22 protein-coding genes are annotated in these 22,367 nt (G+C 63.8%); 11 read left to right on the top strand and 11 right to left on the bottom strand.

The annotated features are described in order from the left end of the window. Positions 1-57 precede the first annotated feature (57 nt). Positions 58-1,392: a chloride channel protein gene (locus tag VM94_RS04655; protein WP_046682399.1), complete on the top strand. Its 1,335-nt coding sequence runs from the start codon at positions 58-60 to the stop codon at positions 1,390-1,392. Here VM94_RS04655 and VM94_RS04650 read toward each other — a convergent pair. From VM94_RS04650 to VM94_RS04630, 5 genes are all read right to left on the bottom strand, one after another. Then, positions 1,382-1,831 carry a MarR family winged helix-turn-helix transcriptional regulator gene (locus tag VM94_RS04650; protein WP_235432825.1) on the bottom strand — a complete coding sequence of 150 codons (450 nt, stop codon included), beginning with the start codon at positions 1,829-1,831 and terminating at the stop codon, positions 1,382-1,384. The genes VM94_RS04655 and VM94_RS04650 overlap by 11 nt on opposite strands. 124 nt (positions 1,832-1,955) lie before the next feature. Then, positions 1,956-3,086 (bottom strand): toxin-antitoxin system YwqK family antitoxin, encoded by a 1,131-nt coding sequence (locus VM94_RS04645; RefSeq protein ID WP_046682398.1) that lies wholly within the window; start codon positions 3,084-3,086, stop codon positions 1,956-1,958. 144 nt (positions 3,087-3,230) lie between these two features. After that, positions 3,231-5,066: a lipid A export permease/ATP-binding protein MsbA gene (gene msbA, locus VM94_RS04640; protein ID WP_046682397.1), complete on the bottom strand. Its 1,836-nt coding sequence runs from the start codon at positions 5,064-5,066 to the stop codon at positions 3,231-3,233. A gap of 108 nt (positions 5,067-5,174) precedes the next feature. After that, entirely contained in the window at positions 5,175-5,558 is a 384-nt protein-coding gene (locus VM94_RS04635) for a hypothetical protein (RefSeq protein ID WP_046682396.1), read from the bottom strand. Positions 5,559-5,603: 45 nt separating this feature from the next. After that, positions 5,604-6,566, bottom strand: a complete 963-nt coding sequence (locus tag VM94_RS04630; protein WP_160309272.1) for a Dyp-type peroxidase — start codon at positions 6,564-6,566, stop codon at positions 5,604-5,606. Positions 6,567-6,721: 155 nt separating this feature from the next. Between VM94_RS04630 and VM94_RS04625 the strand changes: the two genes are divergently transcribed. Further along, positions 6,722-8,146, top strand: a complete 1,425-nt coding sequence (locus VM94_RS04625) for an aminotransferase-like domain-containing protein (RefSeq protein ID WP_046682395.1) — start codon at positions 6,722-6,724, stop codon at positions 8,144-8,146. A 130-nt stretch (positions 8,147-8,276) separates the two neighbouring features. Here the strand turns inward: VM94_RS04625 and moaA are convergent, their stop codons facing one another. Further along, on the bottom strand, positions 8,277-9,359 hold the full coding sequence (gene moaA / locus VM94_RS04620; RefSeq protein ID WP_046682394.1) for a GTP 3',8-cyclase MoaA: 1,083 nt from the start codon (positions 9,357-9,359) through the stop codon (positions 8,277-8,279). 104 nt (positions 9,360-9,463) lie between these two features. Then, the gene (locus VM94_RS04615; RefSeq protein WP_046682393.1) at positions 9,464-9,748 is read right to left on the bottom strand and encodes a transcriptional regulator; all 285 of its coding nucleotides are present in this window, start codon (positions 9,746-9,748) and stop codon (positions 9,464-9,466) included. A 167-nt stretch (positions 9,749-9,915) separates the two neighbouring features. Here VM94_RS04615 and VM94_RS04610 point away from each other — a divergent pair, with 167 nt between their 5' ends. From VM94_RS04610 to VM94_RS04585, 6 genes are read left to right on the top strand one after another with little or no spacing between them, the layout of a single operon-like run. After that, the gene (locus VM94_RS04610; RefSeq protein ID WP_046682392.1) at positions 9,916-12,228 is read left to right on the top strand and encodes an FdhF/YdeP family oxidoreductase; all 2,313 of its coding nucleotides are present in this window, start codon (positions 9,916-9,918) and stop codon (positions 12,226-12,228) included. A 13-nt stretch (positions 12,229-12,241) separates the two neighbouring features. Continuing rightward, a complete protein-coding gene (locus tag VM94_RS04605; protein ID WP_046682391.1) occupies positions 12,242-13,621 on the top strand; it encodes a cytochrome ubiquinol oxidase subunit I in 1,380 nt (459 codons plus the stop codon). A gap of 30 nt (positions 13,622-13,651) precedes the next feature. After that, positions 13,652-14,632, top strand: coding sequence for a cytochrome d ubiquinol oxidase subunit II (locus VM94_RS04600; protein ID WP_046682390.1), 981 nt, complete (start codon positions 13,652-13,654; stop codon positions 14,630-14,632). Between the two features lie 12 nt (positions 14,633-14,644). After that, complete coding sequence (locus VM94_RS04595; protein ID WP_046682389.1) at positions 14,645-15,565, top strand: bestrophin family protein; 921 nt, start codon at positions 14,645-14,647, stop codon at positions 15,563-15,565. Positions 15,566-15,577: 12 nt separating this feature from the next. Next, positions 15,578-16,435 carry a formate dehydrogenase accessory sulfurtransferase FdhD gene (fdhD, locus tag VM94_RS04590; RefSeq protein ID WP_046682388.1) on the top strand — a complete coding sequence of 286 codons (858 nt, stop codon included), beginning with the start codon at positions 15,578-15,580 and terminating at the stop codon, positions 16,433-16,435. Between the two features lie 7 nt (positions 16,436-16,442). Next, entirely contained in the window at positions 16,443-17,411 is a 969-nt protein-coding gene (locus VM94_RS04585; RefSeq protein WP_046682524.1) for a ribonuclease Z, read from the top strand. A gap of 124 nt (positions 17,412-17,535) precedes the next feature. Here VM94_RS04585 and VM94_RS04580 read toward each other — a convergent pair whose 3' ends face one another. Then, positions 17,536-18,192, bottom strand: a complete 657-nt coding sequence (locus tag VM94_RS04580; protein WP_046682387.1) for a tetratricopeptide repeat protein — start codon at positions 18,190-18,192, stop codon at positions 17,536-17,538. 165 nt (positions 18,193-18,357) lie between these two features. Here VM94_RS04580 and VM94_RS04575 point away from each other — a divergent pair, with 165 nt between their 5' ends. Then, positions 18,358-19,017: an XAC2610-related protein gene (locus VM94_RS04575; protein ID WP_046682386.1), complete on the top strand. Its 660-nt coding sequence runs from the start codon at positions 18,358-18,360 to the stop codon at positions 19,015-19,017. Positions 19,018-19,050: 33 nt separating this feature from the next. Continuing rightward, positions 19,051-19,521 (top strand): GNAT family N-acetyltransferase, encoded by a 471-nt coding sequence (locus tag VM94_RS04570; RefSeq protein ID WP_046682385.1) that lies wholly within the window; start codon positions 19,051-19,053, stop codon positions 19,519-19,521. Here the strand turns inward: VM94_RS04570 and VM94_RS04565 are convergent. Beyond that, positions 19,518-20,078 carry a TetR/AcrR family transcriptional regulator gene (locus tag VM94_RS04565; protein WP_235432824.1) on the bottom strand — a complete coding sequence of 187 codons (561 nt, stop codon included), beginning with the start codon at positions 20,076-20,078 and terminating at the stop codon, positions 19,518-19,520. The two genes, VM94_RS04570 and VM94_RS04565, sit on opposite strands and share 4 nt — an antisense overlap. Positions 20,079-20,291: 213 nt before the next feature. On the opposite strand from VM94_RS04565, the gene VM94_RS04560 reads away from it, so the two are divergent. Continuing rightward, positions 20,292-21,527 carry an MFS transporter gene (locus VM94_RS04560; protein ID WP_046682383.1) on the top strand — a complete coding sequence of 412 codons (1,236 nt, stop codon included), beginning with the start codon at positions 20,292-20,294 and terminating at the stop codon, positions 21,525-21,527. 10 nt (positions 21,528-21,537) lie between these two features. On the opposite strand, the gene VM94_RS04555 is transcribed toward VM94_RS04560, so the two are convergent. Then, positions 21,538-22,032 (bottom strand): prolyl-tRNA synthetase associated domain-containing protein, encoded by a 495-nt coding sequence (locus VM94_RS04555; protein WP_046682382.1) that lies wholly within the window; start codon positions 22,030-22,032, stop codon positions 21,538-21,540. Between the two features lie 65 nt (positions 22,033-22,097). Beyond that, complete coding sequence (locus VM94_RS04550; protein ID WP_034759072.1) at positions 22,098-22,301, bottom strand: DUF3079 domain-containing protein; 204 nt, start codon at positions 22,299-22,301, stop codon at positions 22,098-22,100. Between the last annotated feature and the right edge of the window lie 66 nt (positions 22,302-22,367).

Here is a 22,367-nt window from a genome sequence, read left to right as displayed (position 1 = left end):
CATATATAATGGCAAGTCTCCCCGACGCCCTGCGCGCCCCTTCCTGGACTTGCCGCAATGAAGCATTTGCACGATATTCCCTCTGCCTTCAAGCATGAATTTGCCAACCCGCGCCTGTGGTGGTCGCGCGCCGTCGTCGTCGGCATGGCCGCTATCGCGGGGCTCGTCGTCGTGGGATTTACATGGCTGGCGGAGGAAGCGCTGGACCTGTTTCTCTTTTTTAACGGCAAGGCCTGGTGGTTCGCCCTGCTGTGGACGCCGGCCTGCGCCGCCCTGCTCGTCTGGCTGACGCGCCGCTATGCGATGGGTGCGGCCGGCTCCGGCATCCCGCAAGTGATGGCGACACTGGATCCGGCCGTGGCGCCCGAGCAGCGCTCGCTATTTGTCTCATTGAAACTCAGTGCCGCGAAGATCGTCCTGACGGCGGGCGGCTTGCTGGGCGGATTGTCGCTGGGGCGCGAAGGGCCGTCCGTGCAGATCGCCGCCGGCGTGATGCTGTCCGCGCGCCGCTGGCTGCCCCGTCACTCGCAGGTCAGCGCCCATTCGCTGCTCGTGGCGGGCGGCGCGGCCGGCATCGCGGCCGCCTTCAACACGCCGCTGGCCGGCGTCATGTTTGCCATCGAGGAACTGTCGCGCTCGCCGGAACAGCGCAACAGCGGCCTCATCGTCGCAGGCATCGTGCTGGCCGGCATGATGGCCGTGTCGATCCACGGCAACGCCACCCACTTCGGCATCATCCATCCTGGCCCTATCGGCCTGGCGTTGGCCTTGCCGGGCTTGCTCGTGACCCTGGTCGCGGGCGTGGCGGGCGGCTTGTTTGCGCGGCTGCTGCTGGCCTCCGCCCGGGGCAATCCGCTGGGGAAATTGTCCGCCTGGCGGAAAGGCCGGCCCGTGCTGTTCGCCGCCGTGTGTGGCCTGCTGGTGGCGGCCATCGGCATCGCCAGCCACGGCGCCACGTTCGGCAGCGGCACCGTGGCCACGCGCGCCATGCTGGAAGGCTCGTCCGACGTGGCGCCCGCCTTTGTCGCCTTCAAATACGTGGCCACGTGGCTGACCGTCTGGTCGGGCGTGCCGGCCGGCATTTTCGCGCCGTCCCTGGCCATCGGCGCCGGTATCGGCCACGATATCGCCGTGCTGCTGCACTACCCGCACGCACCGGCCCTGATCGCGCTGGGCATGGTGGGTTTCCTGGCCGCAGCCACGCAGGCGCCGCTGACGGCGTTTATCATTGTCATGGAAATGGTCGACGGCCACGGCATGGTGCTGAGCCTGATGGCCTGCGCCGTCGTGGCCAGCACGGTCTCGCGCGTCCTGAGCGAACCGCTGTACGGGGCGCTGGCGCAGCTGCAGTTGCAACGGCTGCCGCAGGCCAGTCGCGACACTACATCGTAAACGGAAACGGCTGCATGCCGGCCTGCCTGTCATCGGGAGCGATGACGGCCAGCAAGGCGCTCAAGCCCTGGTTCAGGCGCGCCAGGCTGGCGGCGTCCAGCTGGCTCAGGGCGCTGGGCAGCAAGCCGCGCGCCGGCTGCGGCGCGCCGGCGATCACGGCCTGGCCTTCCAGCGTCAGGGTCAATGTCACCACGCGCTGGTCGGGCTGGTCGCGCGCCTTGCGCACATAGGATTTTTTCACCAGCGCGTCGACCAGGTTGCTGGCCGTCGTCTGATGGATCGACATCTTGCCGGCCAGCTCGCCCATGCGCAGGCCCGGCCGCTCCAGCAATTCCTGCATCACCCACAATTGCGCGCCCGACACGCCGCACTGCTTCTCGATCTGCGCCGAGTGCCGCTGCGCCGCGCGCATGACAACGCGCATGTTTTGCAAGGCCATGCCCTGCGCCCTGGCTATCGCCGATACTTCCGCTTCCGCCACCATTGCCTCCAGTTATCCCGCCGGCTTCGCGCCTGCTGGCGGGCCGGAATACATACATGATACCTGCAATGGCGGCGCGGAACTAACTGCCTGTCACCGGCTGGTCATCACGCCAAGCCTGTTCCAGCACCAGTTTGCCGGCCTTGTCCCACTGGCGCTCGATGCCGTGCTTCTTGCCGTGCTCATACGGCACGATCTGCCGCAGGCTGCCATCGCTGTACCAGGTCTGCAGCAAGCCGTGGCGCTGGCCTTCGACAAACGGGGTCACGCTGGCGCGCACGCCGTTGGCATGCCAGTCGGTCGTGTCGCCATGGTCGCGCCCCTGCGCGTCTTTCTGCCACGCAAACTTGGGCTGGCCATTCGGCCCCCACGTTTGCAAGCTGAGCACGGTGCCTTTCCGGTACAGTGTCTTGTTCGAGACGACGCCATTGCCATGGCTTTCAAACGACCAGCCATCGGGCTGGCCGTGCACCCAGACGGTCCTGGCCAGCACCTTGCCATCCTCGGCATACATGACAAACTCGCCCTCGCGCTGGCCATCGATGTACTGCCCCTTGCGGTGCAGCTTGCCATCCGGATAAAACGATTCCTCCACGCCATCCATCTGGCCATTGCGGCGATACGAGCGGTTGCTGACGGCCCCGTTCGCCCCATACGACACTTGCTCGCCATCGGCCATCTCGTCGCCGTGGTACAGCGTGCGGCTCATCAGCTGGCCGTTCTCGTGATACGTTTCCGAGATGCTGTCGCGCCCGTTCGGCAACGGCGTGACCTTCTGCTTGACCTGGCCATTCTCGAAGTACACGCAGCCGCCCAGCAGCTCCTCGCCCTGGGCATTGAAGTAGGTTTCCCGTAACAGCTGGCCATTTTCGTAGTAGTACTTGCGAAAACGCACGAATTTGATCTGGCTCAGGTCCAGGTCGGTAGCATAGGTTTCAAAGGCCAGCACGCCGGGCGTGTCGGGAAATTCGAGCCGCACATGCCAGGCGCCCAGCGCCTCGTCGCGCTCCGGCGGCGTGCGCAGCGCATACACGGCGCGGCGCTGATTGCTGGGCATGAAATTTTCATCCAGATACATGGTGTGGTCCTTGCTCTCGTCCATTGCCTGCGCCGTCTGCCGTAGCGGCTCCGCTTCCTGCGCCGCCAGCGGCATGGCCGCGCTCATGCCCAGTGCGGCGGCCAGCAGCCAGCGCTTCGCCTGTTGATTCGTCATGTTGCTCCATTGTTCATGTTGCCTTACGGCCAGCATCATAAAGGCAAGCGCCGCGCGCCGTGGGCACGATTGCCGCGCCACCATAAAAAAAGGCCGGACCTGCTGGTCCGGCCCCGGCGTGGGCGCATGCGGCGGCGCCTGGCCTTAGCCCGCGCCATCCTTGACGGGCGACAGCTGGCTCGCATGCAGCCGTGCATACGCGCCGCCCTGCTGCAGCAAGGCGGCATGGCTGCCTGACTCGACCAGGCGGCCGCCCTGCATGACGACGATGCGGTCGGCGCTTTCGATGGTGGATAATCTGTGGGCGATGACGATGGTGGTGCGGTTGCGCATCAGCACTTCCAGCGCCGCCTGCACGGAGCGCTCCGACTCCGTGTCCAGCGCGCTGGTCGCTTCATCGAGCAGCAGGATCGGCGCATCCTTGTACAGCGCGCGCGCGATGGCCAGGCGCTGGCGTTGTCCGCCCGACAGGCGCGAGCCGTTCTGGCCCGCCTGGGTCGCATAGCCTTGCGGCAGCTGCATGATGAAATCGTGGGCGTAGGCGGCGCGCGCCGACGCTTCGATGCGGGCCATGTCCGGGGCCGGGTCGCCATACGCGATATTCGCCGCCATCGTGTCGTTGAACAGGATCACATCCTGGCTGACGAGGGCGAACTGGCGCCGCAGGGCCAGCAAGGCGTAGTCGCGCACGTCGACGCCGTCGAGCAGGATCCGGCCGCCGCTGACGTCATAGAAGCGCGGCAGCAAGCCCAGCAAGGTCGTCTTGCCGCCGCCCGAGCCGCCCACCAGGGCCACCGTTTCGCCGACGCGGATGTCGAGCGTGATATCGCTCAAGGCCGTGGGCGCATCGGGATCGTCGCTGTTGTAGCGGAAGTGCACGTTCTGCAGGGACAGATTGCCCTGCACGGTGGCCGGGGCGATGGTGCCCGGGTCCGGTTCCAGCGGCGTGTCGATCAGGCCGAAGACGGATTCGGCCGCCGCCAGGCCCCGCTGCAGCGGCTCATTGATCTTCGTTAAATTCTTGATCGGCGACTGCATGGCCATCAGCGCGCCCATGAAGGCAACGAAGGCGCCCGGCGTGATGGCGCCGCTTTGCGCGCGCAGCATGGCAAAATAAATCACGGACGACAAGGTGATACCGACGAGCATCATGATGAAGCCGGAATTCATGGCCGAGGTAGCCGCATGCTTGACGGCCAGCTGGCGGTTGCGCTTGACGACGTCGACGAAGCGCGCCTGTTCATAGTCTTGCCCGCCGAAGATTTTCACCACGCGCTGGCCGCCGATGCTTTCGTCCAGCACGGACGTCAGTTCGCCCACCGCTTGCTGCGAACTCTTGCTCAGGTGGCGCATGCGCCGGCCCGCCAGGGTCACGACGATGGCGACGATGGGCATCGAGGCCATGCAGAACAGGGCCAGTTTCACGTCGATGCTGAACAGCAGGATCAGGTAGCCGACGGTGGCGACGGAATCGCGCACCATCACGTTGAGCACGTTCAAGCCCGCCTGCGACACCTGGCTGGCGTCGAAGGCCACGCGCGACTGCGTCAGGCTGGTGGTGGTGGTATCGAAAAAGCGGCTGGGCAGGCGCATGATGGTGGCGAACATCTTTTCGCGCAAATCGGCCTGCACGCGGCTCGATAGCCAGACGGAACCGTAATCGCCGGCAAAACTGGACACCATGCGCAGCACGGCCAGGCCCAGGATGGTGGCGGGAATCACCCACAAGTCCACCTGCCCTGCCTGTGCCGGCAAGAAACGGTCGACCCAGCCCTGCAGCATGCCCATCACGCCGGACACGGGCGCGACCTGCGTGCTGGCCGTCGTGCGCATGGCGTCGACGACGTTTTGCAACTGGCGGATTAACAACACATCGGTGGCGGACGCCACGCCGACGGCCAGCAAGGTGGCGGCAACGATGGCGCCATAGCGGCGAAACTGGCCGGCCAGGCGGAAGAACAGGAGGCGACTTTGCTGCATGCAGGTGACAAAAGTGAGGGTAAAGCGTGATTCTAACCGCTGCCAGACTTAGCTATGAGAAAGTCGTCACCTTGCCGGCGCAGGACCGGCAAGGGAAAGCACGGGCGATCAGCTCTTCGCCACTTTCCACGCGGCCGTGCCGGCCTTGCAGACTTTCAGCTTAAGCGTCTGTTCCTGGCCCTTGGCGCTCAAGCCCACCTGCACCTTGCGGCAGGTTTGCGCATCCGTCTTTTCCGTGTCGCTGGCCGTGATTTCAGCGGCGATGCGCACGGAATTGCGCAAGCCTTCATTGCTCCATTGCACGGTTTCGCCATCCTTCTTGTCATTGAGCACGTCGGTGACGGCCTTGACGAAGACGGGCTTGTCGTTCTTGTTCAGGTAAGCCATCGGCGTATCGGCCAGGAAACCCAGGCCGACGGCGGAAGCGGAAGCGCTGAAGACGACGCTGCCGAAGATCAGGGCGGACAGCAATGTGGCGGGACGAATACGCATGGAAAACTCCTAGTTAAGTAAAAATAGGGACCGCCGGGGCGGCCCTTAGCCGGGATCCGCCGGCGAAATACCCACGGCCAGCAAGGCGTCGATGCTGGGCACGAAATAGATCGCCGACGACAGCGCCGTGGAAAAATCCAGCAGCCTGTCCGTCTGAGTGACGCCATCATAGCCTACGCCGTACATTTGCCGCAGCATGCCCATTGTCACCGTGATGTCCTTGCAGAAACCGACAAACATGACGCCCGCCTCGGTCGCATTGGCGTAATTGGCATTGCGGCGCACGATGTCGACTTCCTCGCCGTCGCGGATGAACTGGTTGCGGCCCACGTGGGAATCGACGGGCAACGGCGACAATTCATGGCTGCCGGCCTTGGTGCGGCCCCACACCTGCTCCGCCGCGTGCACGGGCAAGGCGCGCAGGCGCTCCACGTCCATGCGCCATTTCTGCAGCAGCACGGTGGAGCCGCCCGCACCCGCCTCGCCATCGGGAATGATGGCCACGCCATTCGCGCGGAACGGATTCGGGTTGGCGACGCCGTCGGCAAAGCCGTCGAAGGTCACGTTATTGTGATACGGAAAACACACCTGCTCGCTGGCCAGCTCGGCGTAAGGGCTCAGCAAGGTGAGCGTCGTGCGCATGCTGTCGTACAGGGTGGCCGCATTCGACTGCGTGATCCAGACCCAGAAATCGTGCTGGGTGGCCGGCGCCGTCTTGCCGTTGGCGCCCACGAGGTCCTGCGCGAACGATGCCATGTTGTCCGGCACGCAGCCGGGACAGGTCGCGCGCCACAGCTCGGGCTTGAATCCCAGCACCACATTGGCCGTACCGCCCGTCAACTGGTGGTGACGGTTCAGGGTGGGATCCAGGATGCCCGTGACCCCGGATTCCCACAGTTTGCCCAGCAGCTTGAACAACTGCCGCATATCGACGCCGGCCTTCACATTGAACTGCAAATGCACTTCGTCGCGCGCGACGACAGACAGCATGCTTTGTGGAATTGCCATGACAGATGTTCCTTTTTTAGTTTTCTCTATGGATATTAAACCAGAAGTGCAGGTTGGCAGTTTCATTTAGGCAACATGCGATATTTGTAACTATAGGTGTTCATGAATTGAACGATAATGCAATGACGTAGAGCAAGAATCAAGAATGGATACCAATGAAATTGTATGAAAAGCTCGTCGGCGACATCGAGCAACTGGTCGCCCAAGGCGTGCTCTTGCCCGGGGAACGCATCCCGTCCGTGCGCCAGACCAGCCAGCAGCACAAGCTGAGCATCACCACGGTGCTGCGCGCCTACGTCAAGCTGGAAAGCATGGGCGTGATCGAAAGTAGGCCCCAGTCCGGCTACTTCGTGCGGCCCCGCGCCGACGGCGATGCGCAACCGGCCGACCTGTGCATGCAGGCCTCCCAGCCGAGTACCGTACCGGCCGAAGTGCACGTCAGCCGCCTGGTGCTGTCGACCCTGCGCTCGATCGGCTTGCACGACGCCATCCCGCTGGGCTCGCCCTACCCCGATCCCGCGCTGTTTCCGTGGGAACGCATCAACCAGTACGCGAGCGCCGTGGCGCGCCGCAACCGCGACTGGAGCGTGACGGACGACCTGCCGCCGGGCAACCCGCAACTGATACGCGAAATCGCCCGCCGCTACCTGGAGAACGGCCTGGCCGTCGATCCCGACGAAATCATCGTCACCGTGGGCGCCACGGAAGCCATCAATCTGTGCCTGCAAGCCGTGGCCAAACCGGGCGACACCATCGCCGTCGAATCGCCCACCTTCTATGCCATGCTGCTGGCCGTCGAACGGCTGGGCATGAAGGTGGTGGAAGTGTCCACCGATCCGTATGACGGCATCCGCATCGAAGCGCTGGCCGACATCATGGCCCGGCAACCGATCGCCGCCGTCATGGTGATGCCGAACTTCCAGAATCCGCTGGGCTTCCAGATGTCGGACCAGCGCAAGCGCGCCCTGGTCCAGCTGCTGGAGCAGCACGACGTGCCCGCCATCGAAAACGGCGTCTACAACGAACTGTATTACGGCGACGCCCACCCGTCCTCGCTCAAGTCCTACGACCGCAAGGGCCTGGTGCTGCACTGCTCCTCGTTTTCCAAGAGCCTCAGCGCCGCGCAGCGCGTGGGCTGGGCCTTGGCCGGACGCTACCGCAGCAAGGTGGAGGAACTCAAATTCCTCAACACGCTCACCACGTCGTCGTTCCCGCAGCTGGCCATCGCCGAATACCTGCAGAACGATGGCTACGAACAGCATCTGCGCCGCACCCGCAAGGCCTATGCCCAGCAGGCGCGCATCATGGCCGCCGCCGTGCTGCGCTTCTTTCCTGCTGGCACCAAAGTCTCGCAACCGCAAGGCGGCTACGTGCTGTGGGTGGAGTTGCCCGGCAACGTGGACTCCATGCAGCTGTACCGGCGCGCGCTGGAATGCAAGATCACGGTGGGGCCGGGGCGCATGTTTTCCGTCAGCCAGGCCTACAGGCATTGCATCCGCCTCAACTACAGCTATCCGTGGAGCGTGGACGTCGAGCAAGCGATCATTCTGCTCGGTAAACTCATCACCGAATTCTTGTAATAACACCGATCAAAACCTACTGCGCGTCGTAATTTGCGGTCTGCGATGCTCACTGTACCTTCGTACAGTTGCGCTTCTCAACCACAACTTACTTCCGCTCGCTACGGTTTTGCTAGGCGTTGCAAACCAGTTATCCGCCCACCAGCGACATGCGCACGGTGGGATACTGCTTGCGCCCGCCCACCTGGGCCAGCGCGCCGCGCACTTCCGAGTAGCGGTCGCCACGGCGTTGCCAGTGCTGGCGCAGCACGGTTTCCAGGCCTTGCTCGGAATCCAGCTGGGGCCGCAGGTCGAGGCCGTCGTGGGCGAACAGGCAGGTAAACAGCTTGCCGTCCGACGAGACGCGCACCCTGCTGCAGTCGCCGCAGAACGGCTGCGACACGCTGGAAATGAAACCCACTTCGCCGCCGCCATCGAGGTAACCATAACGGCTGGCCGTCTCGTGCGAAATCGGCTTGCCTTCGCCCAGCGACACGAGAGGAAATTCTGCCGCGATCAGCGCGCGCGCCGCGTCCGACGTGACGACGTGCGTGCGCGACCAGGCGCCGATGCCGCCCACGTCCATGAATTCGATCAGGCGCAGGATCACGCCCGTGTGGCGGAAATGGCGCGCCAGCGGCACGATCTGGCTATCGTTGACACCTTTCTGCACGACCATGTTGACCTTCACGGGGTTCAAACCGACGGCTTGCGCTACCTCTATGCCGTGCAGCACTTTCTCGACGGGAAAGTCGACACCATTCATGCGCTGGAAGATGCCGTTATCCAGACTGTCGAGGCTGACGGTGACGCGGTCCAGGCCCGCCTCCTTCAGCGAACGCGCCTTGGCCGCCAGCAAGCTGCCATTCGTCGTCAGCGCGATGCTCACGGCGCGCCCATCCGGCGTGGTGAGCCGCGCCAGGCGCTCGATCAGCTGTTCCAGATTCTTGCGCAGCAGCGGCTCGCCGCCCGTGATGCGGATCTTGTCGACGCCGAGGCGCACGAAGGCGCGCGCCATCGTTTCGATCTGATCGAAGGACAGGCGCTCGCTCGATGGCAGAAACGGGTAATCGCTGGGGTACAGCTCGGCCGGCATGCAATAGGTGCAGCGGAAGTTGCACTGGTCAATGACGGAAATGCGCAAGTCCGTCAGGGGGCGGCCCAGCATGTCCACGCAGGGCGCGATATGGTCTGGCTGCCGGAGCGCCGGCTGCGGATACAGGATGGTGTTCATTGTGCTTCCCCCTTGATGTGCATTCGTCAGGGTCCAGCATAAGCCCGAAGGCAGGTCGCAAGGAGGTACAGTCCGGTGCCGGGCGATAGAGTACAGATGCGGTTTTACTGTGCCGGCGGCGGCGCGAACATGCTGGCGCACAGCTCGGCGCCCGCCGCGCTCAAGGATGCACTGCCGCCGCCGCTCTCCGCCGTCGTCACGCTCACCAGTTGCGCGCTGGACAGCGCATTGAGCTGGCGCAGCAATGTACTCATCTGTACCCCTGCCCGCTTGGCCAGCTTGGCCAGCGACCACGGTTTATCGGACGCCTCCTGGCGCGCCTCCCACAGCAGCCCCAGCAGCGCTATCAATGCCGCGTCGATGCCGTCTTCCTTGTCTTCCTTATGCATGTTTTTTTCTCCTTGTCCACATCATAAATCAGCGCCGGCGCCGGCGCGACCGGCATCGTCATCTTGCCATCTGTACTCTGTTTTTTTGTCCGGAACTGTGCGCCTACGGGACAGTCCGCCGCCCCTACCATGTGATTGTCCCATCGCATATCACCAGGAGAGTCATCATGAGCAAGCCAAAGTCCGACGCGCGCATCGCGCCCTACACCCATGCCGCGGCCGGTTGGGGAGCCCTCAAGTATGTGGCCATCAACCTGTTCAAGGAGAAAGTCAGCGCGGGCAATTACCGTTCGCTGTTCGAGCAAAACCAGCCCGACGGTTTCGACTGTCCCGGCTGCGCCTGGCCCGACCGCGAACACGCGTCGACCTTCGAATTCTGCGAAAACGGCGTCAAGGCCGTGGCCGCCGAATCGACGAGCAAGCGCGTGCGTCCCGAGTTTTTCCAGGAACACACGGTCACGGAACTGATGGAGCAGTCGGACTATGATCTGGAACAACATGGCCGCTTGACGGACCCCATGGTCTACGACGCGGCCAGCGACAAATACCAGGCGATAGCCTGGGACGATGCGTTCGCCCTGGTGGCGCACCATTTGCACGCGCTGGACGACCCGAACCAGGCCGCCTTCTACACGTCGGGCCGCGCCAGCAACGAGGCAGCTTTCCTGTACCAGCTGTTCGTGCGCGCCTATGGCACCAACAACTTCCCCGACTGTTCCAATCTGTGCCACGAAGCGACGAGCCGCGGCTTGCCGGAAACGGTGGGCATCGGCAAGGGCACGGTGCTGCTGGACGACTTCGAGCATGCGGATACCCTGCTGCTGTTCGGCCAGAACCCCGCCACCAACCACCCGCGCATGCTCGGTGAATTGCGCGAAGCGTCGCGCCGCGGCGCCACCATCGTCTCCATCAACCCGCTGCACGAACGGGGCCTGGAACGCTTCACCAGCCCGCAGCATCCGCTGGAAATGCTGACGGGCGGCAGCACGAATATCTGCTCGCTGTTCATCTGCCCCACCCTGGGCGGCGACTTCGCGCTGATCAAGGCCATGGCCAAGCGCGTCGTCGAGCTCGATGATAACGCCGTCGCCCACGGCCAGGAGCGCGTGCTCGACTGTGCCTTCATCGCCGAACACACGAGCGGCTTCGACGCCTTCGCCGCCGACCTGCGCGCGGAAAGCTGGGACTTGCTGATCGCCGAATCGGGCGTCGCACGCGACAAGATCGAGGAACTCACGCAGATCTATATCAAAGGCAAGGCCGTCATCGCGACCTGGGGCATGGGCGTGACGCAGCACAAGAATTCGCTGGCCACGGTGCAGATCCTGTCGAACTTGATGATGATGCGCGGCAATATCGGCAAGCGCGGCGCGGGCCTGTGTCCCGTGCGCGGCCACTCGAACGTGCAGGGCGACCGCACCATGGGCATCGAGGAACAGCCGACCAAGGAATTCCTCGACCGCCTGGGCCTGGTCTTCAACTTCGAGCCGCCGCGCCACCACGGCTACGACGCCGTCGGCACCATCGAAGCCATGCTGGAGAAAAAAGTGAAAGTGTTTGTCGCGCTCGGTGGCAATTTCTCGATGGCCACACCGGACACGCCGCGCACCTGGGACGCGCTGCGCTCGTGCGACCTGACGGTGCACATCGCCACCAAGCTCAACCGCAGCCACCTCGTGCACGGCAAGGATGCGCTGATCTTGCCTACGCTGGGCCGCACGGAAATCGACGTGCAGGGCGGCGTGGCGCAAGGCGTGACGGTGGAAGACTCGATGAGCATGGTGCACATCTCGTTCGGCATGAACCAGCCCGCCTCGCCCAATCTGCGCTCGGAAATCGCCATCGTGGCCGGCATGGCGCAGGCGACCGTGGGCAGCGAGAAGATCGACTGGCTGCGCTATTCCGGCAACTATGCGCTGCTGCGCGACTCCATCGAGCAAGTATTCGACGACTTTTTCGACTACAACTTGCGCATAGCCAAGCCGGGCGGTTTCCACCTGAAAATCGCCTCGCGCGAACGGGTGTGGAAGACGGCAAGCGGCAAGGCGCAATTCCTCGTCAACGCCGTCGAGCTCGACACACCGATCCACCGCGCTCGCCAGCAATACGGCGAGCGCCTGATGGTGCTGATGACGACGCGTTCGCACGACCAGTACAACACGACGATCTACGCCATGGACGACCGCTACCGCGGCGTGTTCGGCCAGCGCCGGGTCGTCTTCATCAACAAGGACGACCTGGCCATGCTGGGCTTTGCGGCCGGCGACTGGGTCGACCTGATCGGCGTGTGGCATGACGGCATCGAACGCCGCGCCGACCGCTTCCTGCTGGTCGAGTACGACATTCCGCGCGGCTGCATCGGCGCCTACTACCCGGAAACCAATCCGCTGGTGCCGCTGGACAGCGTGGGCGAAGGCTCGCGCACGCCGACCTTCAAATCCATCCCCGTGCTGCTGGCGCCTTCGGCCGCCCTCAGCTGAACAGGAGAACGCCATGTTCGGTTTCGATACCCTGGATCTGTCGCGCATGCAATTTGCGATGACGGCCATCTTCCACATCCTGTGGCCCATCTTGACGATCAGCCTGTCGCTGTTCCTGTTCGTCGTCGAGGCGCTGTGGCTGCGCACCAGCGACCCCGTCTACTACCGCCACGCGCGCTTCTGGAGCAAGCTGCTGGTGCTGAACTTCGCCGTCGGCGTCGTCAGCGGGATTCCCCTGGAATTCCAGTTCGGCACCAACTGGGCACCGTTCTCGCACCATTCGGGCCAGTTCATCGGCAACATCCTCGGCTTCGAGGGCGCCATGGCCTTCATGCTGGAAGCGGGTTTCATCGGCGTCATGATGTTCGGCTGGGGCCGCGTACCGAAGGGCGTGCACCTGTTTGCCACCGGCATGGTGGCGCTGGGGTCCAGTATTTCCTCGTTCTGGATCATGGTCGCCAATTCCTGGATGCAGACTCCGGCCGGCGTGCGCGTGCTTGATGGCAAGATCATCGTCACCGATTACGTGGCCGCCATCTTCAATCCCGACATGGCCTGGGCCGTGGGCCACATGTGGGTGGCCGCCGTGGAAACGGGCTTGATCGTCATTGCCGGCATTTCCGCCTGGTATATGTTCAAGCGCCGCGAGCCAGCCTTCTTCGCCCGCTCGTTCAAGCTGGCGCTGATGCTGCTGCTGGTCATCGCACCGTTGCAAGTGTGGCTCGGCGACTCCAGCGGCGTCGATGTCTTCAAGACCCAGCCCGCCAAGGGCGCGGCCATCGAAGGCCACTGGCACACGAATCGCGATGGCGAGGGGGCGGCCTGGTCCTTGCTGGCCTGGCCCAACCAGGCCGAGCAGAAGAACGACTGGTCGCTGGAAGTGCCCGGCATGCTCAGCGTGATCGCCACGCATAGCGCCACGGGCAAGATCACGGGCCTGGCCGACATCGCCCGCGCAGACCAGCCGCCCATGCTGCCGCTGCTGTACTACGCGTTCCGTGCCATGGCCGGCATCGGCATGTGGTTCGTGCTGCTGGCGTTCTGGACCTTCGTCGCCTGGCGCAAGGTGGGCGGCCGGGCACAGGAATTCGTGCGCAACCGCAAGCTGCTGCTGGCCTGGGTGCTGACGATACCGCTGCCCTACATCGCCGTCGAGTGCGGCTGGATCGTGCGCGAGGTGGGACGCCAGCCGTGGGTCGTGTACGGCCTGCTGCGCACGCGCGACGCCGTTTCCGACGTGGCGGCCCATGCCGTGGCCGGCAGCATGCTGATGTTCTTCGTGTTTTACATCGTGCTGTTCCTCACGTTCTTCGTGTTCGCCAAGAAATGGCTGCAACAAGGCCCGGACCTGGCGCTGCCCCTGCCGGACGCCGCACATGCCACGGGGTATTGAGATGCGCCCCCATCAATCAAGGAGTTTGTAATGGATATCAATTCGCATGCCATGCTGGGCAACGCCTGGTTCGGCCTGATCGGCCTGATGCTGGTGTTTTACGTGGTCACGGACGGCTTCGACCTGGGCGTGGGCATCCTCAGCCTGTTCACGCGCCGCGAGCAGGAACGCAACCTGATCTTCCAGTCGATCGAACACGTGTGGGACGCCAATGAAACCTGGCTCGTGGTGGTGGGCGGCGCCCTGTTCGGCGCCTTTCCCAGCGCCTACGCCACCCTGCTGGAAGGGCTGTACATTCCCATCATGCTGCTGATCGCCAGCCTGATCATGCGCGGCGCGTCGATCGAGTTCCGCCATGCGGCCGGCAACAAGCGCCTGTGGGACCTGATCTTCGGCGTGGGCAGCCTCTTGGCCGCCGTGGCGCAGGGCGTGGTGCTGGGCGAGGTCATCACGGGCTTGCAGCCGGGTTGGCTGAGCGGCACCTTCACGGCGTGCACGGCGCTGGGCGTGGTGGCTGGTTATTGCCTGCTGGGCAGCACTTATCTGATCAAGAAGACGGGCGGCCAACTGGAAGCGGCGGCGCGCCGCTACGCCACGGCCAGCGTGCTTGCGACGGTCGCGGCCGCCATCGTGCTGTCGGCCGGCACCATGGTCTTCAGCGCCATCGGCCACGACCGCTGGGCGCAGCCGGGCGTGTTCGGCGTGCTGCTGGCCCTGGCCGCCATCGCCGCCAGCGCCTTCATCTACATCCTGTGGGCCGTGCACGTGAATGGCGTGCGCGGACCGTTCCGCGGCGCCATCGTGCTGTTCCTGGCGTCGTTCGCGGGCCTGGCCATCAGCTTCTTCCCGGACTTGGTGCCTGGCAAGCTGAGCATCGCGGCGGCCGCCTCCGATGAGCCGACGTTGATCTTCATGCTGATCGGCATGGGTTCCATGCTGCCGATCATGATCGGCTACAACCTGTTCCAGTACTACGTCTTCGAGGGCAAAGTCGTGCCCCGCAAGCATTGAGCGGCATCCAATATGATCATTCGGCCTACCACCAACTGGTTCCGCATGCTGTTCGTCTGGAACGGCTCGGTGCTGCAAGCCATCATTCCGCAATTGCTGCTGATGCTGGTCGTCAGTTCGCTGGCCTTGCTGACGGACGGCCGCATCTTCGGCGTCAAGATTCCGCTCGATACGGCGCCGTTTCCCATGGTCGGCATCAGCCTGGCGATCTTTCTCGGCTTTCGCAACAATGCCAGCTATGCGCGCTTCGTCGAGGCGCGGCATATCTGGGGGCAATTGCTGATCGCCGCGCGGGCCCTCGCTTCGCAGGCGCTCACGTATTTGCCGCAGCAGACGAGCGGCCTGGACCACCAGTTGCTGCTGCGCCGCCTGATCGCCTTCGTCTACGCGCTCAAGCACCAGCTGCGCCAGACGGACCCGCAAGAAGACCTGGCGCGCTACCTGCCGGCCGACGACATGCAGCGCTTGCAGGGCGTCAACTTCAAGCCCGTCGCCGTGCTCCATTCGGTGCGCGCCATGCTGTACGAGGCCGTGCAGCGCCAGCCGGGCCAGATGCAGCTGCTGTGGATGCTCGACACCCAGCTCAACGACCTGGCCGCCACGGTGGCCGGCTGCGAGCGCATCAAGAACACGCCGATTCCGTATCCGTACGGCGTGCTGGTGCACCGCACCGTCTACATGTACTGTTTTTTACTGCCGCTGGGCCTGGTGGACGCCATCGGCGTGGCCACGCCCCTCATTTCCGTCTTTGTCGCCTATACCCTGTTCGCGCTGGAAGCCATCGCGCAGCAGATCGCCGAACCGTTCGGCCTGGCGCCCAATTGCCTGGCCCTCAACGCCATGACGCGCGAAACGGAACGCTCGCTGCTGGAATTGAATGGCGACCCGCTGCCGCCCTCGATACGGCCCTGCCCGTGCTATCAAATCAATTAACGGGAGAACAGCATGGACTTTGATACCACTACCACCGAACGCGACGGTTTCCTGGAAGTTCCCATGGTGCGCCACCAGGCCGGTGTGGCCACGGCGGGCCACGACCTGGTGGCCGAGGAGTATCCCGTGGCCCTCGTCTACAACGGCATCGCCCACGCGGTGATGATGGCCACGCCGCGCGACCTCGAGGAATTCGCCGTCGGCTTTACCTTGACGGAAGGCATCGTCGGCAGCGTGCGCGACATCTACGACCTCGACGTATGCTGCGGCGCGGACAGCGCGGAAGTGCGGCTGACCATCGCGCAGCCTGATTTGATCAAGCTCAAAGCCCGCCGCCGCGCGCTGACGGGGCGTACGGGCTGCGGCGTGTGCGGCATCGAAAGCCTGGCCTTGCTGGACCTGGTGCCGGAAAAGATCACGCGTCCCCTGCCGCCGCTGGTCGCCAGCAGCGCCATTCTCGAGCGCGCTGCGCGCGAACTGCTGCCGTACCAGGAACTGATGCACAAGACGGGCGGCGTGCACGCGGCCGCCTGGTGCACGGCCGAGGGCGCCATCGTGAAAGTGTTCGAGGATGTGGGTCGGCATAACGGCCTTGATAAACTGATCGGCTACCTGGCGCTGCACCGCATCGCCATGCACGACGGCTTCGTCTTCCTGTCCAGCCGCGCCAGCTATGAACTGGTGCGCAAGTCGGCGCGCATGCATATCGGGCTCGTCGCCACCATCTCGGCGCCCACTTCGCTGGCCATCCGCATCGCACGCCAGGCCGGCATGCAGCTGGCCAGCTTTTGCCGCCGCGACGGCTTTGTCGACTACACGACGCAGGCAAGTTTCCTTGATACTGCACAAATCCGCCGCCCTGCCGCATAATGCGCCCATGTTCAAACTGACTTTTCTCGGCACGTCTTCCGGCGTGCCCACACGCCACCGCAACGTCACGTCGCTGGCCCTGCAAACCACGCACAACCGCGACTGGTGGATGATCGATTGCGGCGAAGCGACGCAGCACCGGCTGCAGCGTATCCCCCTGTCCGTGCACGACCTGGTGGGCATCTGCATCACCCACGTGCATGGCGACCACAGCTATGGGCTGCCGGGCCTGCTGGCCAGCGCCTCGATGACGGGGCGCAAGAAGCCCTTGCTGCTGATCGCCCCGGCCGCCATCAAGGCCTGGATCGACGCAACCTTGCTGCACACGGAACTGTTCCTGACGTACCCGCTGATCCACATCGACGTGGACAACGCGCCAGTCGTGCATGAGGCTGCGGGTTTGACCATCGAGCGCCACGCGCTGTCGCACCGGGCGCCCAGCGTGGGCTACCGTTTTGCGCTGGAAACGAGCAGATGGAAGCTGGACAAACCGGCCCTGCTGGCCGCCGGCGTGCCGCCTGGCCCCGCCTGGGGCCTGTTGCAGGCGGGCCAGGATGCGATCCTGGACGATGGCACGGTACTAGCGGCCGGCGCTTTCCGCCAGACGGAAACACAGCGCGCCACGGTGGTAATCGGCGGCGACAACGACACGCCGTCGTTGCTGGCGGACGCCTGTGCCGGCGCGCAACTGCTCGTACATGAAGCCACCTACACGGAAGCCATGCTGCAGAAAGTGGGCCCCGGCCCCACGCACAGTTCCGTGCAGCGCGTGGCGCAGTTCGCCGAAGCGGTCCGCTTGCCAAACCTGATCCTCACCCACTTCAGCGCCCGCTATCACAATGCGGACGGCATGGCCGAACTGGAAGAGGAAGCGCGGCTGCACTATTCAGGCAAGCTGTTCCTGGCACGCGATTTCGACAGCTATGAACTCGATGCGGCAGGTGTGCTAAGCAAGCTGCCTGGGAAATCCCAATAACAACGCCTAACAAAACCGTAGCGAGCGGAAGGAAGTTGTGGTTGAGAAGCGCAACTGTACGAAGGTACAGTGAGCATCGCAGACCGCAAATTACGACGCGCAGTAGGTTTTGTTAGGTGTTACTTTAGTGGGGATTGACGCCATACTGCGCCGCATACTCGGCCGCCAGCGCACGCGCCGCCTGCTGCTGTGAGGGCGTCAGAATTTCCAGCAACTGGTCGCGGTTCTTGATCGATTGCATACTGCCCGCCTCGGCCGGCATGGCGATCCACGCGTAGGCCTGCACGTAATCGAGCTCCACGCCCTGCCCTTGCGCGTACAGCAAGCCGTATTCATTCTGCGCCGACAGGGAACCGGCCTCGGCCGCCTGCTTGTACCAGAACGCCGCCTCGGCATAGTCTTGCGGTACGCCATCGCCCTTGCGGTACGCCTGCGCCAGGTTGAATTGCGACTGGCCATCGCCCGCCTCGGCCGCCTGGCGGCCATACGCGAGCGCTTGCGCCGTATCTTGCGCGACGCCATCACCGCTCGCATACATCAGGGCCAGGTTGGCCAGCGATGGCGGAAAACCCGCTTGCGCGGCGGCCGTGAACAATTCCACCGCTTTCGCCAAGTCTTGCGTCACGCCATGTCCCTGGTAATACAGGCTGGCCAATAAATGCTGGCCGGCAGGATCGCCGGTGCGCGCGGCCGCGTCGAATTGCCTGAACGCCTCGGCATGATTATTATCGTTATAAGCGAGGATGCCCGCTTCATTCAACGATTCGGGAGAGGATGTCATCAGAATTCCTTGTTCGGAGATTTTTTGGCATTGTACACAGCACTGTTCCGCGCAGAATGCACGATAGGAAACGGTGTGGCGCATTAACGGAATCATGCAGTATGATCACTCTCCGCCTGATGCAATCGGGGCATTGCTTCCCAATACCCGCCCAAGAATATCGCCATGAAACTGATTGCTCTGCTTTTATCCCTGATTTCCACCACGGCTTATTGCGGCACCTTGCATCTGGAGAAATCCGCGACAGGCAAAGTACGGCAAGCGGCCGATATTCGTTATGTGAATCACGATGAAAAACAGACCTACCAGCTGAAAGTCGGCAAGCAGTGGATCAATGGCAGTTGCAGCAGCAGCGGCACGGGCAATTTGCACGCGCTGCTGGTCGACATGAATTTCGACGGCCACGCCGACCTGTGGGTGACCGGCTACACGGATAGCCAGGGGCGCATCCGCTGCTCCGATGTGTGGCTGTGGGATGCGCCGGCGAAGCAATATCGTTTCAACAAGCCATTATCGGCCATTCCGAATCTGGATATCAGCATCACCGGTCAAGGAATCGAAGGCGGCATCCCCAATTGCGGCTGCGCGGCGCAATGTTTTTATGAAGACAGCTATCAATGGCAGGCGAACAAGTTAATCACCATTGCCCGGCGCGAACAGGATTGCGAGCGCTATCGGGAATATCGCTTGAATGAAAAAAACGATTTGATCATCGTCAAGGATGAAATCATCGATAGCGGCAATCCCGGCCAGCAGGCCATCGAAAAGAAAAATGTAGTTGACTGGCAGCGCCAAGCGCAAACCATGCGCAAATCCTGGGAATAATCTTATCCACTATCCGACACCATCGAACAACACATGACGACACACCCGGCATCGATTACTTTCCATGCAGCCAAGGCGGAAGATACCCCGGCCTTCATCGCATTGCGCGGCAAGACGCGGCAAAACGCCATCCCCGAGGAACGCCTGGCGGAAGTGGGTATCACGGCCGACACCTGGGCGGAAATGATGCATTCGGGCAGCCTGCCTGGCCAAGTCTGCCATCACGACGGCCAGCTGGTCGGCTACTGCTTTGGCGAGCGCGACACGGGCGAAATCATCGTCCTGGCCCTGCTACCGGAATTCGAAGGCTTAGGGTTAGGCAAGACCTTGCTGGAATTGGTGATGACGGAGTTGCGCGCACAAGGCCACCAACGGCTGTTCCTCGGCTGCTCCAGCGATCCCGCCTCGCGCTCCTACGGTTTTTACCGCTACCTGGGCTGGACGGCGACGGGCGAAACGGACAAGTATGGCGACGACGTGCTGGAGTTTCGCTTTACAGTCTAGGCAGTCAAGCGGTTGGCATCCCACACGCGCATCACCTGCGTAATGGCAGAGCCAAACACGGCGTAGCCAACGCCATCGCGGGCCTGGATCGCCACGCCCGATAAAAAGCTGTCGAAGACGGACGCCAGCGCCACTGCATCCGTATCTGCTGGTAATTCGCCGCTCGCCATGCCCCGCTTGACGCAGTGCACGAAGCCGGCGCGCGTGCGGGCGCGCGAAGCCGTCAGCGGTGCGGCCACGGCCGCATGCTCGGCCGTCGGCGCGCTCATGCAGCCGAGCGCCACCATGCAGCCGGGCGGGTGGCCCGGCTCGGACTGCATGCTGGCCGACTGGCGCAAGGCCTGCTCAATGGCCGCGCGCGGCGCCAGGCTATCGTCCCACAGGCATTCCGTCACGCGGGCAAACGTGTCCAGATAGCATTGCGCCGCCTCGCGGAACAGCGCTTCCTTCGAACCGAACGCCGCATAAAAGCTGGGCGCGGAAATGCCGCCGCCCAGGCTCGCCTTGAGCTGGCTCAAGGACGTCGATTCATACCCCTGTTGCCAGAATAAAAACATGGCCTGTTCCATCGCTGCCTGCCGGTCGAACGTGCGCGGCCGTCCCATTTGCGCCATCCATCGCTCCTTCTCATCTGCTTATACGCTACTTACATACTACTCGATACAGAAGTCGTTGACAACGCGGCGCGCCATCACCTATATTTATACCGATCGATACATATATACCGCTATAACGGTCGTGGGGTTCCTGCGCCCGATTACTTTACAAGGATGTTTGCCGTGAATCACGCCACTATCACTACCGGAGCGAGCCCAGTGCTGGCCGACCGCCTCCCCGTTGCCGGCCTGCTGGCCCTGGCCATGACGGGCTTTATCTGCATCGTCACGGAAACCTTGCCCGCCGGCTTGCTACCGCAGATCAGCGCGGGGCTCGGCGTCAGCGCCGCGCTGGCCGGGCAAATGGTCACGGCCTACGCGCTCGGCTCCCTGCTGGCGGCCATTCCGCTCACCATCGCCACGCGCGGCTGGCGCCGTCGCAACGTGCTGCTGCTGACCATCATCGGCTTTCTCATGTTCAATACCGTCACGGCCCTATCGTCGCACTACTGGCTGACCCTGGCGGCCCGCTTCTTTGCTGGCATGGCGGCCGGGCTGGCGTGGAGCTTGCTCGCCGGCTACGCGCGTCGCATGGTGGCGCCGCATCAGCAAGGCCGCGCCCTGGCGCTGGCCATGGTGGGCGCCCCCGTCGCCCTGTCCCTGGGGGTGCCGCTGGGTACCTTGCTCGGCTCGCTCGTCGGCTGGCGCGCCGCGTTCTGGATCATTTCTGCACTGACATTGATCCTGATCGCCTGGGTGCTGGCGAAGGTGCCCGACTACCCGGGCCAGTCCGCCCATGAACGCCTGCCCCTGCGCCGCGTCTTCACGACGCCGGGCGTGCGCCCCGTGCTGGCCGTCGTCATCGCCTGGATGCTGGCGCACAACATTCTCTACACCTACATCGCCCCGTTCGTCGCGCCGGCCGGATTGACGCGGCGAATCGACCTGGTGCTGCTCGTCTTCGGCGCCGCCGCCATGGCCGGCATCTGGATCACGGGCAAGCTGGTCGAGCGCCACCTGCGCGCCACCGTGCTGGCCAGCCTGGCCGTGTTCGCCGCGACAGCCCTCGTGCTGGGTGTCGCGTCGCACATCCCCTTTGCGATCTACCTGGGCATGGCCGTCTGGGGTCTGAGCTTTGGTGGCGCGGCCACCCTGCTGCAAACGGCGCTGGCCGACACGGCCGGCAGCGGCGCCGACGTGGCCTTGTCGATAAATGTCGTGGCGTGGAATGGCGCGATTGCGGCCGCGGGCGTGGTGGGCGGCGCCCTGCTGGAAACCTGGGGCGCGGACGCTTTCCCATGGGCGATGGTGAGCTTGCTGCTGCTGGGGTTCCTTGTCGCCTGGTCGGCCCGCGAACACGGTTTCCGGCCGGGACGGCGCAGCGGTGGCGCGCCCGTGACCGGGCATTGAAACGGTGCTTTCAACTCGCCGCCGGCACGTCCAGAATGCGGGGCACGTGGCCCGTATGCGCGAGAAAACGGAGCAAAGTGGCATGCGACAGCGCCACCGTGGCCGTGTTGCGCAGCGGGTGGGCTTGCACTGAGTCAGCATCCCACACGGCCTCGTCCAGCACCAGTTCCACCGCCTGCACGCTGTCGTGGATCAGCGCAAACAGGCTGACGGACCCGGGCTTAATGCCCAGGTGCTGCAGCAGGCGTTCGGGCGAGGCCATGCTCAGTTTGCTGGCGGGCAGCAAGCGCCCCAGCGCCGCCAGGTCGACACGCTTGTCGAAAGGCACGATGACGAGAAAATGCCGGCGCCCCTTCTCATCGCGCACGAACAGATTCTTCACCATCAGGCCAGGCATGGCTGGCACATGGATGAGCGCTTCTGCGATCGTGTGCACGACCGGGTGTTCGACCAATTGGACATCGGCGGCGCTGCTTTCCAGCCAGCGGGACAGTATCTCTTGCATGGGTATTTCCTCGGCGCGGATGCGATGAGGAATTGTAGCGGGTCAATGCGTGGCGGGGGTTGCCATCACGGCTTATTCTCCTGCTCCTTGTCGGCCTTGTCGGCCGCCGCCAGCCCCCAGTCATTCCAGCCTTCCCCAAACAGTTCGATCGGATGTTGCGTGCGCTCGGAACCATTGCCACAACGCATGGCATCCGGCGGGCAATACTTGTCGCAGCCCCAGCAGATGCGTTCGGGGTTCTTGGGATTCAGGGGAAAGGGCTTGGCCATGGGGGACGCAGTCGGTTGAAGTGTCCTTGTTGACTCTAGACCTGGTGCGGGGGGGCGGTCAAACGA

The sequence above is a fragment of the Janthinobacterium sp. KBS0711 genome, assembly GCF_000988085.1.
Taxonomy (GTDB): domain Bacteria; phylum Pseudomonadota; class Gammaproteobacteria; order Burkholderiales; family Burkholderiaceae_D; genus Janthinobacterium; species Janthinobacterium lividum_E.
Note: the sequence above shows the minus strand (reverse complement) of the source record. Positions and strands in the feature narration are given on the sequence as shown.

Bases quoted from the DNA above. Each gene is read 5' to 3' on its own strand.
- VM94_RS04655 (WP_046682399.1), top strand. From the start codon at position 58: ATGAAGCATTTGCACGATATTCCCTCTGCCTTCAAGCATGAATTTGCC.
- VM94_RS04650 (WP_235432825.1), bottom strand. From the start codon at position 1,831: ATGGCCTTGCAAAACATGCGCGTTGTCATGCGCGCGGCGCAGCGGCAC.
- VM94_RS04645 (WP_046682398.1), bottom strand. From the start codon at position 3,086: ATGACGAATCAACAGGCGAAGCGCTGGCTGCTGGCCGCCGCACTGGGC.
- msbA (WP_046682397.1), bottom strand. From the start codon at position 5,066: ATGCAGCAAAGTCGCCTCCTGTTCTTCCGCCTGGCCGGCCAGTTTCGC.
- VM94_RS04635 (WP_046682396.1), bottom strand. From the start codon at position 5,558: ATGCGTATTCGTCCCGCCACATTGCTGTCCGCCCTGATCTTCGGCAGC.
- VM94_RS04630 (WP_160309272.1), bottom strand. From the start codon at position 6,566: ATGGCAATTCCACAAAGCATGCTGTCTGTCGTCGCGCGCGACGAAGTG.
- VM94_RS04625 (WP_046682395.1), top strand. From the start codon at position 6,722: ATGAAATTGTATGAAAAGCTCGTCGGCGACATCGAGCAACTGGTCGCC.
- moaA (WP_046682394.1), bottom strand. From the start codon at position 9,359: ATGAACACCATCCTGTATCCGCAGCCGGCGCTCCGGCAGCCAGACCAT.
- VM94_RS04615 (WP_046682393.1), bottom strand. From the start codon at position 9,748: ATGCATAAGGAAGACAAGGAAGACGGCATCGACGCGGCATTGATAGCG.
- VM94_RS04610 (WP_046682392.1), top strand. From the start codon at position 9,916: ATGAGCAAGCCAAAGTCCGACGCGCGCATCGCGCCCTACACCCATGCC.
- VM94_RS04605 (WP_046682391.1), top strand. From the start codon at position 12,242: ATGTTCGGTTTCGATACCCTGGATCTGTCGCGCATGCAATTTGCGATG.
- VM94_RS04600 (WP_046682390.1), top strand. From the start codon at position 13,652: ATGGATATCAATTCGCATGCCATGCTGGGCAACGCCTGGTTCGGCCTG.
- VM94_RS04595 (WP_046682389.1), top strand. From the start codon at position 14,645: ATGATCATTCGGCCTACCACCAACTGGTTCCGCATGCTGTTCGTCTGG.
- fdhD (WP_046682388.1), top strand. From the start codon at position 15,578: ATGGACTTTGATACCACTACCACCGAACGCGACGGTTTCCTGGAAGTT.
- VM94_RS04585 (WP_046682524.1), top strand. From the start codon at position 16,443: ATGTTCAAACTGACTTTTCTCGGCACGTCTTCCGGCGTGCCCACACGC.
- VM94_RS04580 (WP_046682387.1), bottom strand. From the start codon at position 18,192: ATGACATCCTCTCCCGAATCGTTGAATGAAGCGGGCATCCTCGCTTAT.
- VM94_RS04575 (WP_046682386.1), top strand. From the start codon at position 18,358: ATGAAACTGATTGCTCTGCTTTTATCCCTGATTTCCACCACGGCTTAT.
- VM94_RS04570 (WP_046682385.1), top strand. From the start codon at position 19,051: ATGACGACACACCCGGCATCGATTACTTTCCATGCAGCCAAGGCGGAA.
- VM94_RS04565 (WP_235432824.1), bottom strand. From the start codon at position 20,078: ATGTTTTTATTCTGGCAACAGGGGTATGAATCGACGTCCTTGAGCCAG.
- VM94_RS04560 (WP_046682383.1), top strand. From the start codon at position 20,292: ATGTTTGCCGTGAATCACGCCACTATCACTACCGGAGCGAGCCCAGTG.
- VM94_RS04555 (WP_046682382.1), bottom strand. From the start codon at position 22,032: ATGCAAGAGATACTGTCCCGCTGGCTGGAAAGCAGCGCCGCCGATGTC.
- VM94_RS04550 (WP_034759072.1), bottom strand. From the start codon at position 22,301: ATGGCCAAGCCCTTTCCCCTGAATCCCAAGAACCCCGAACGCATCTGC.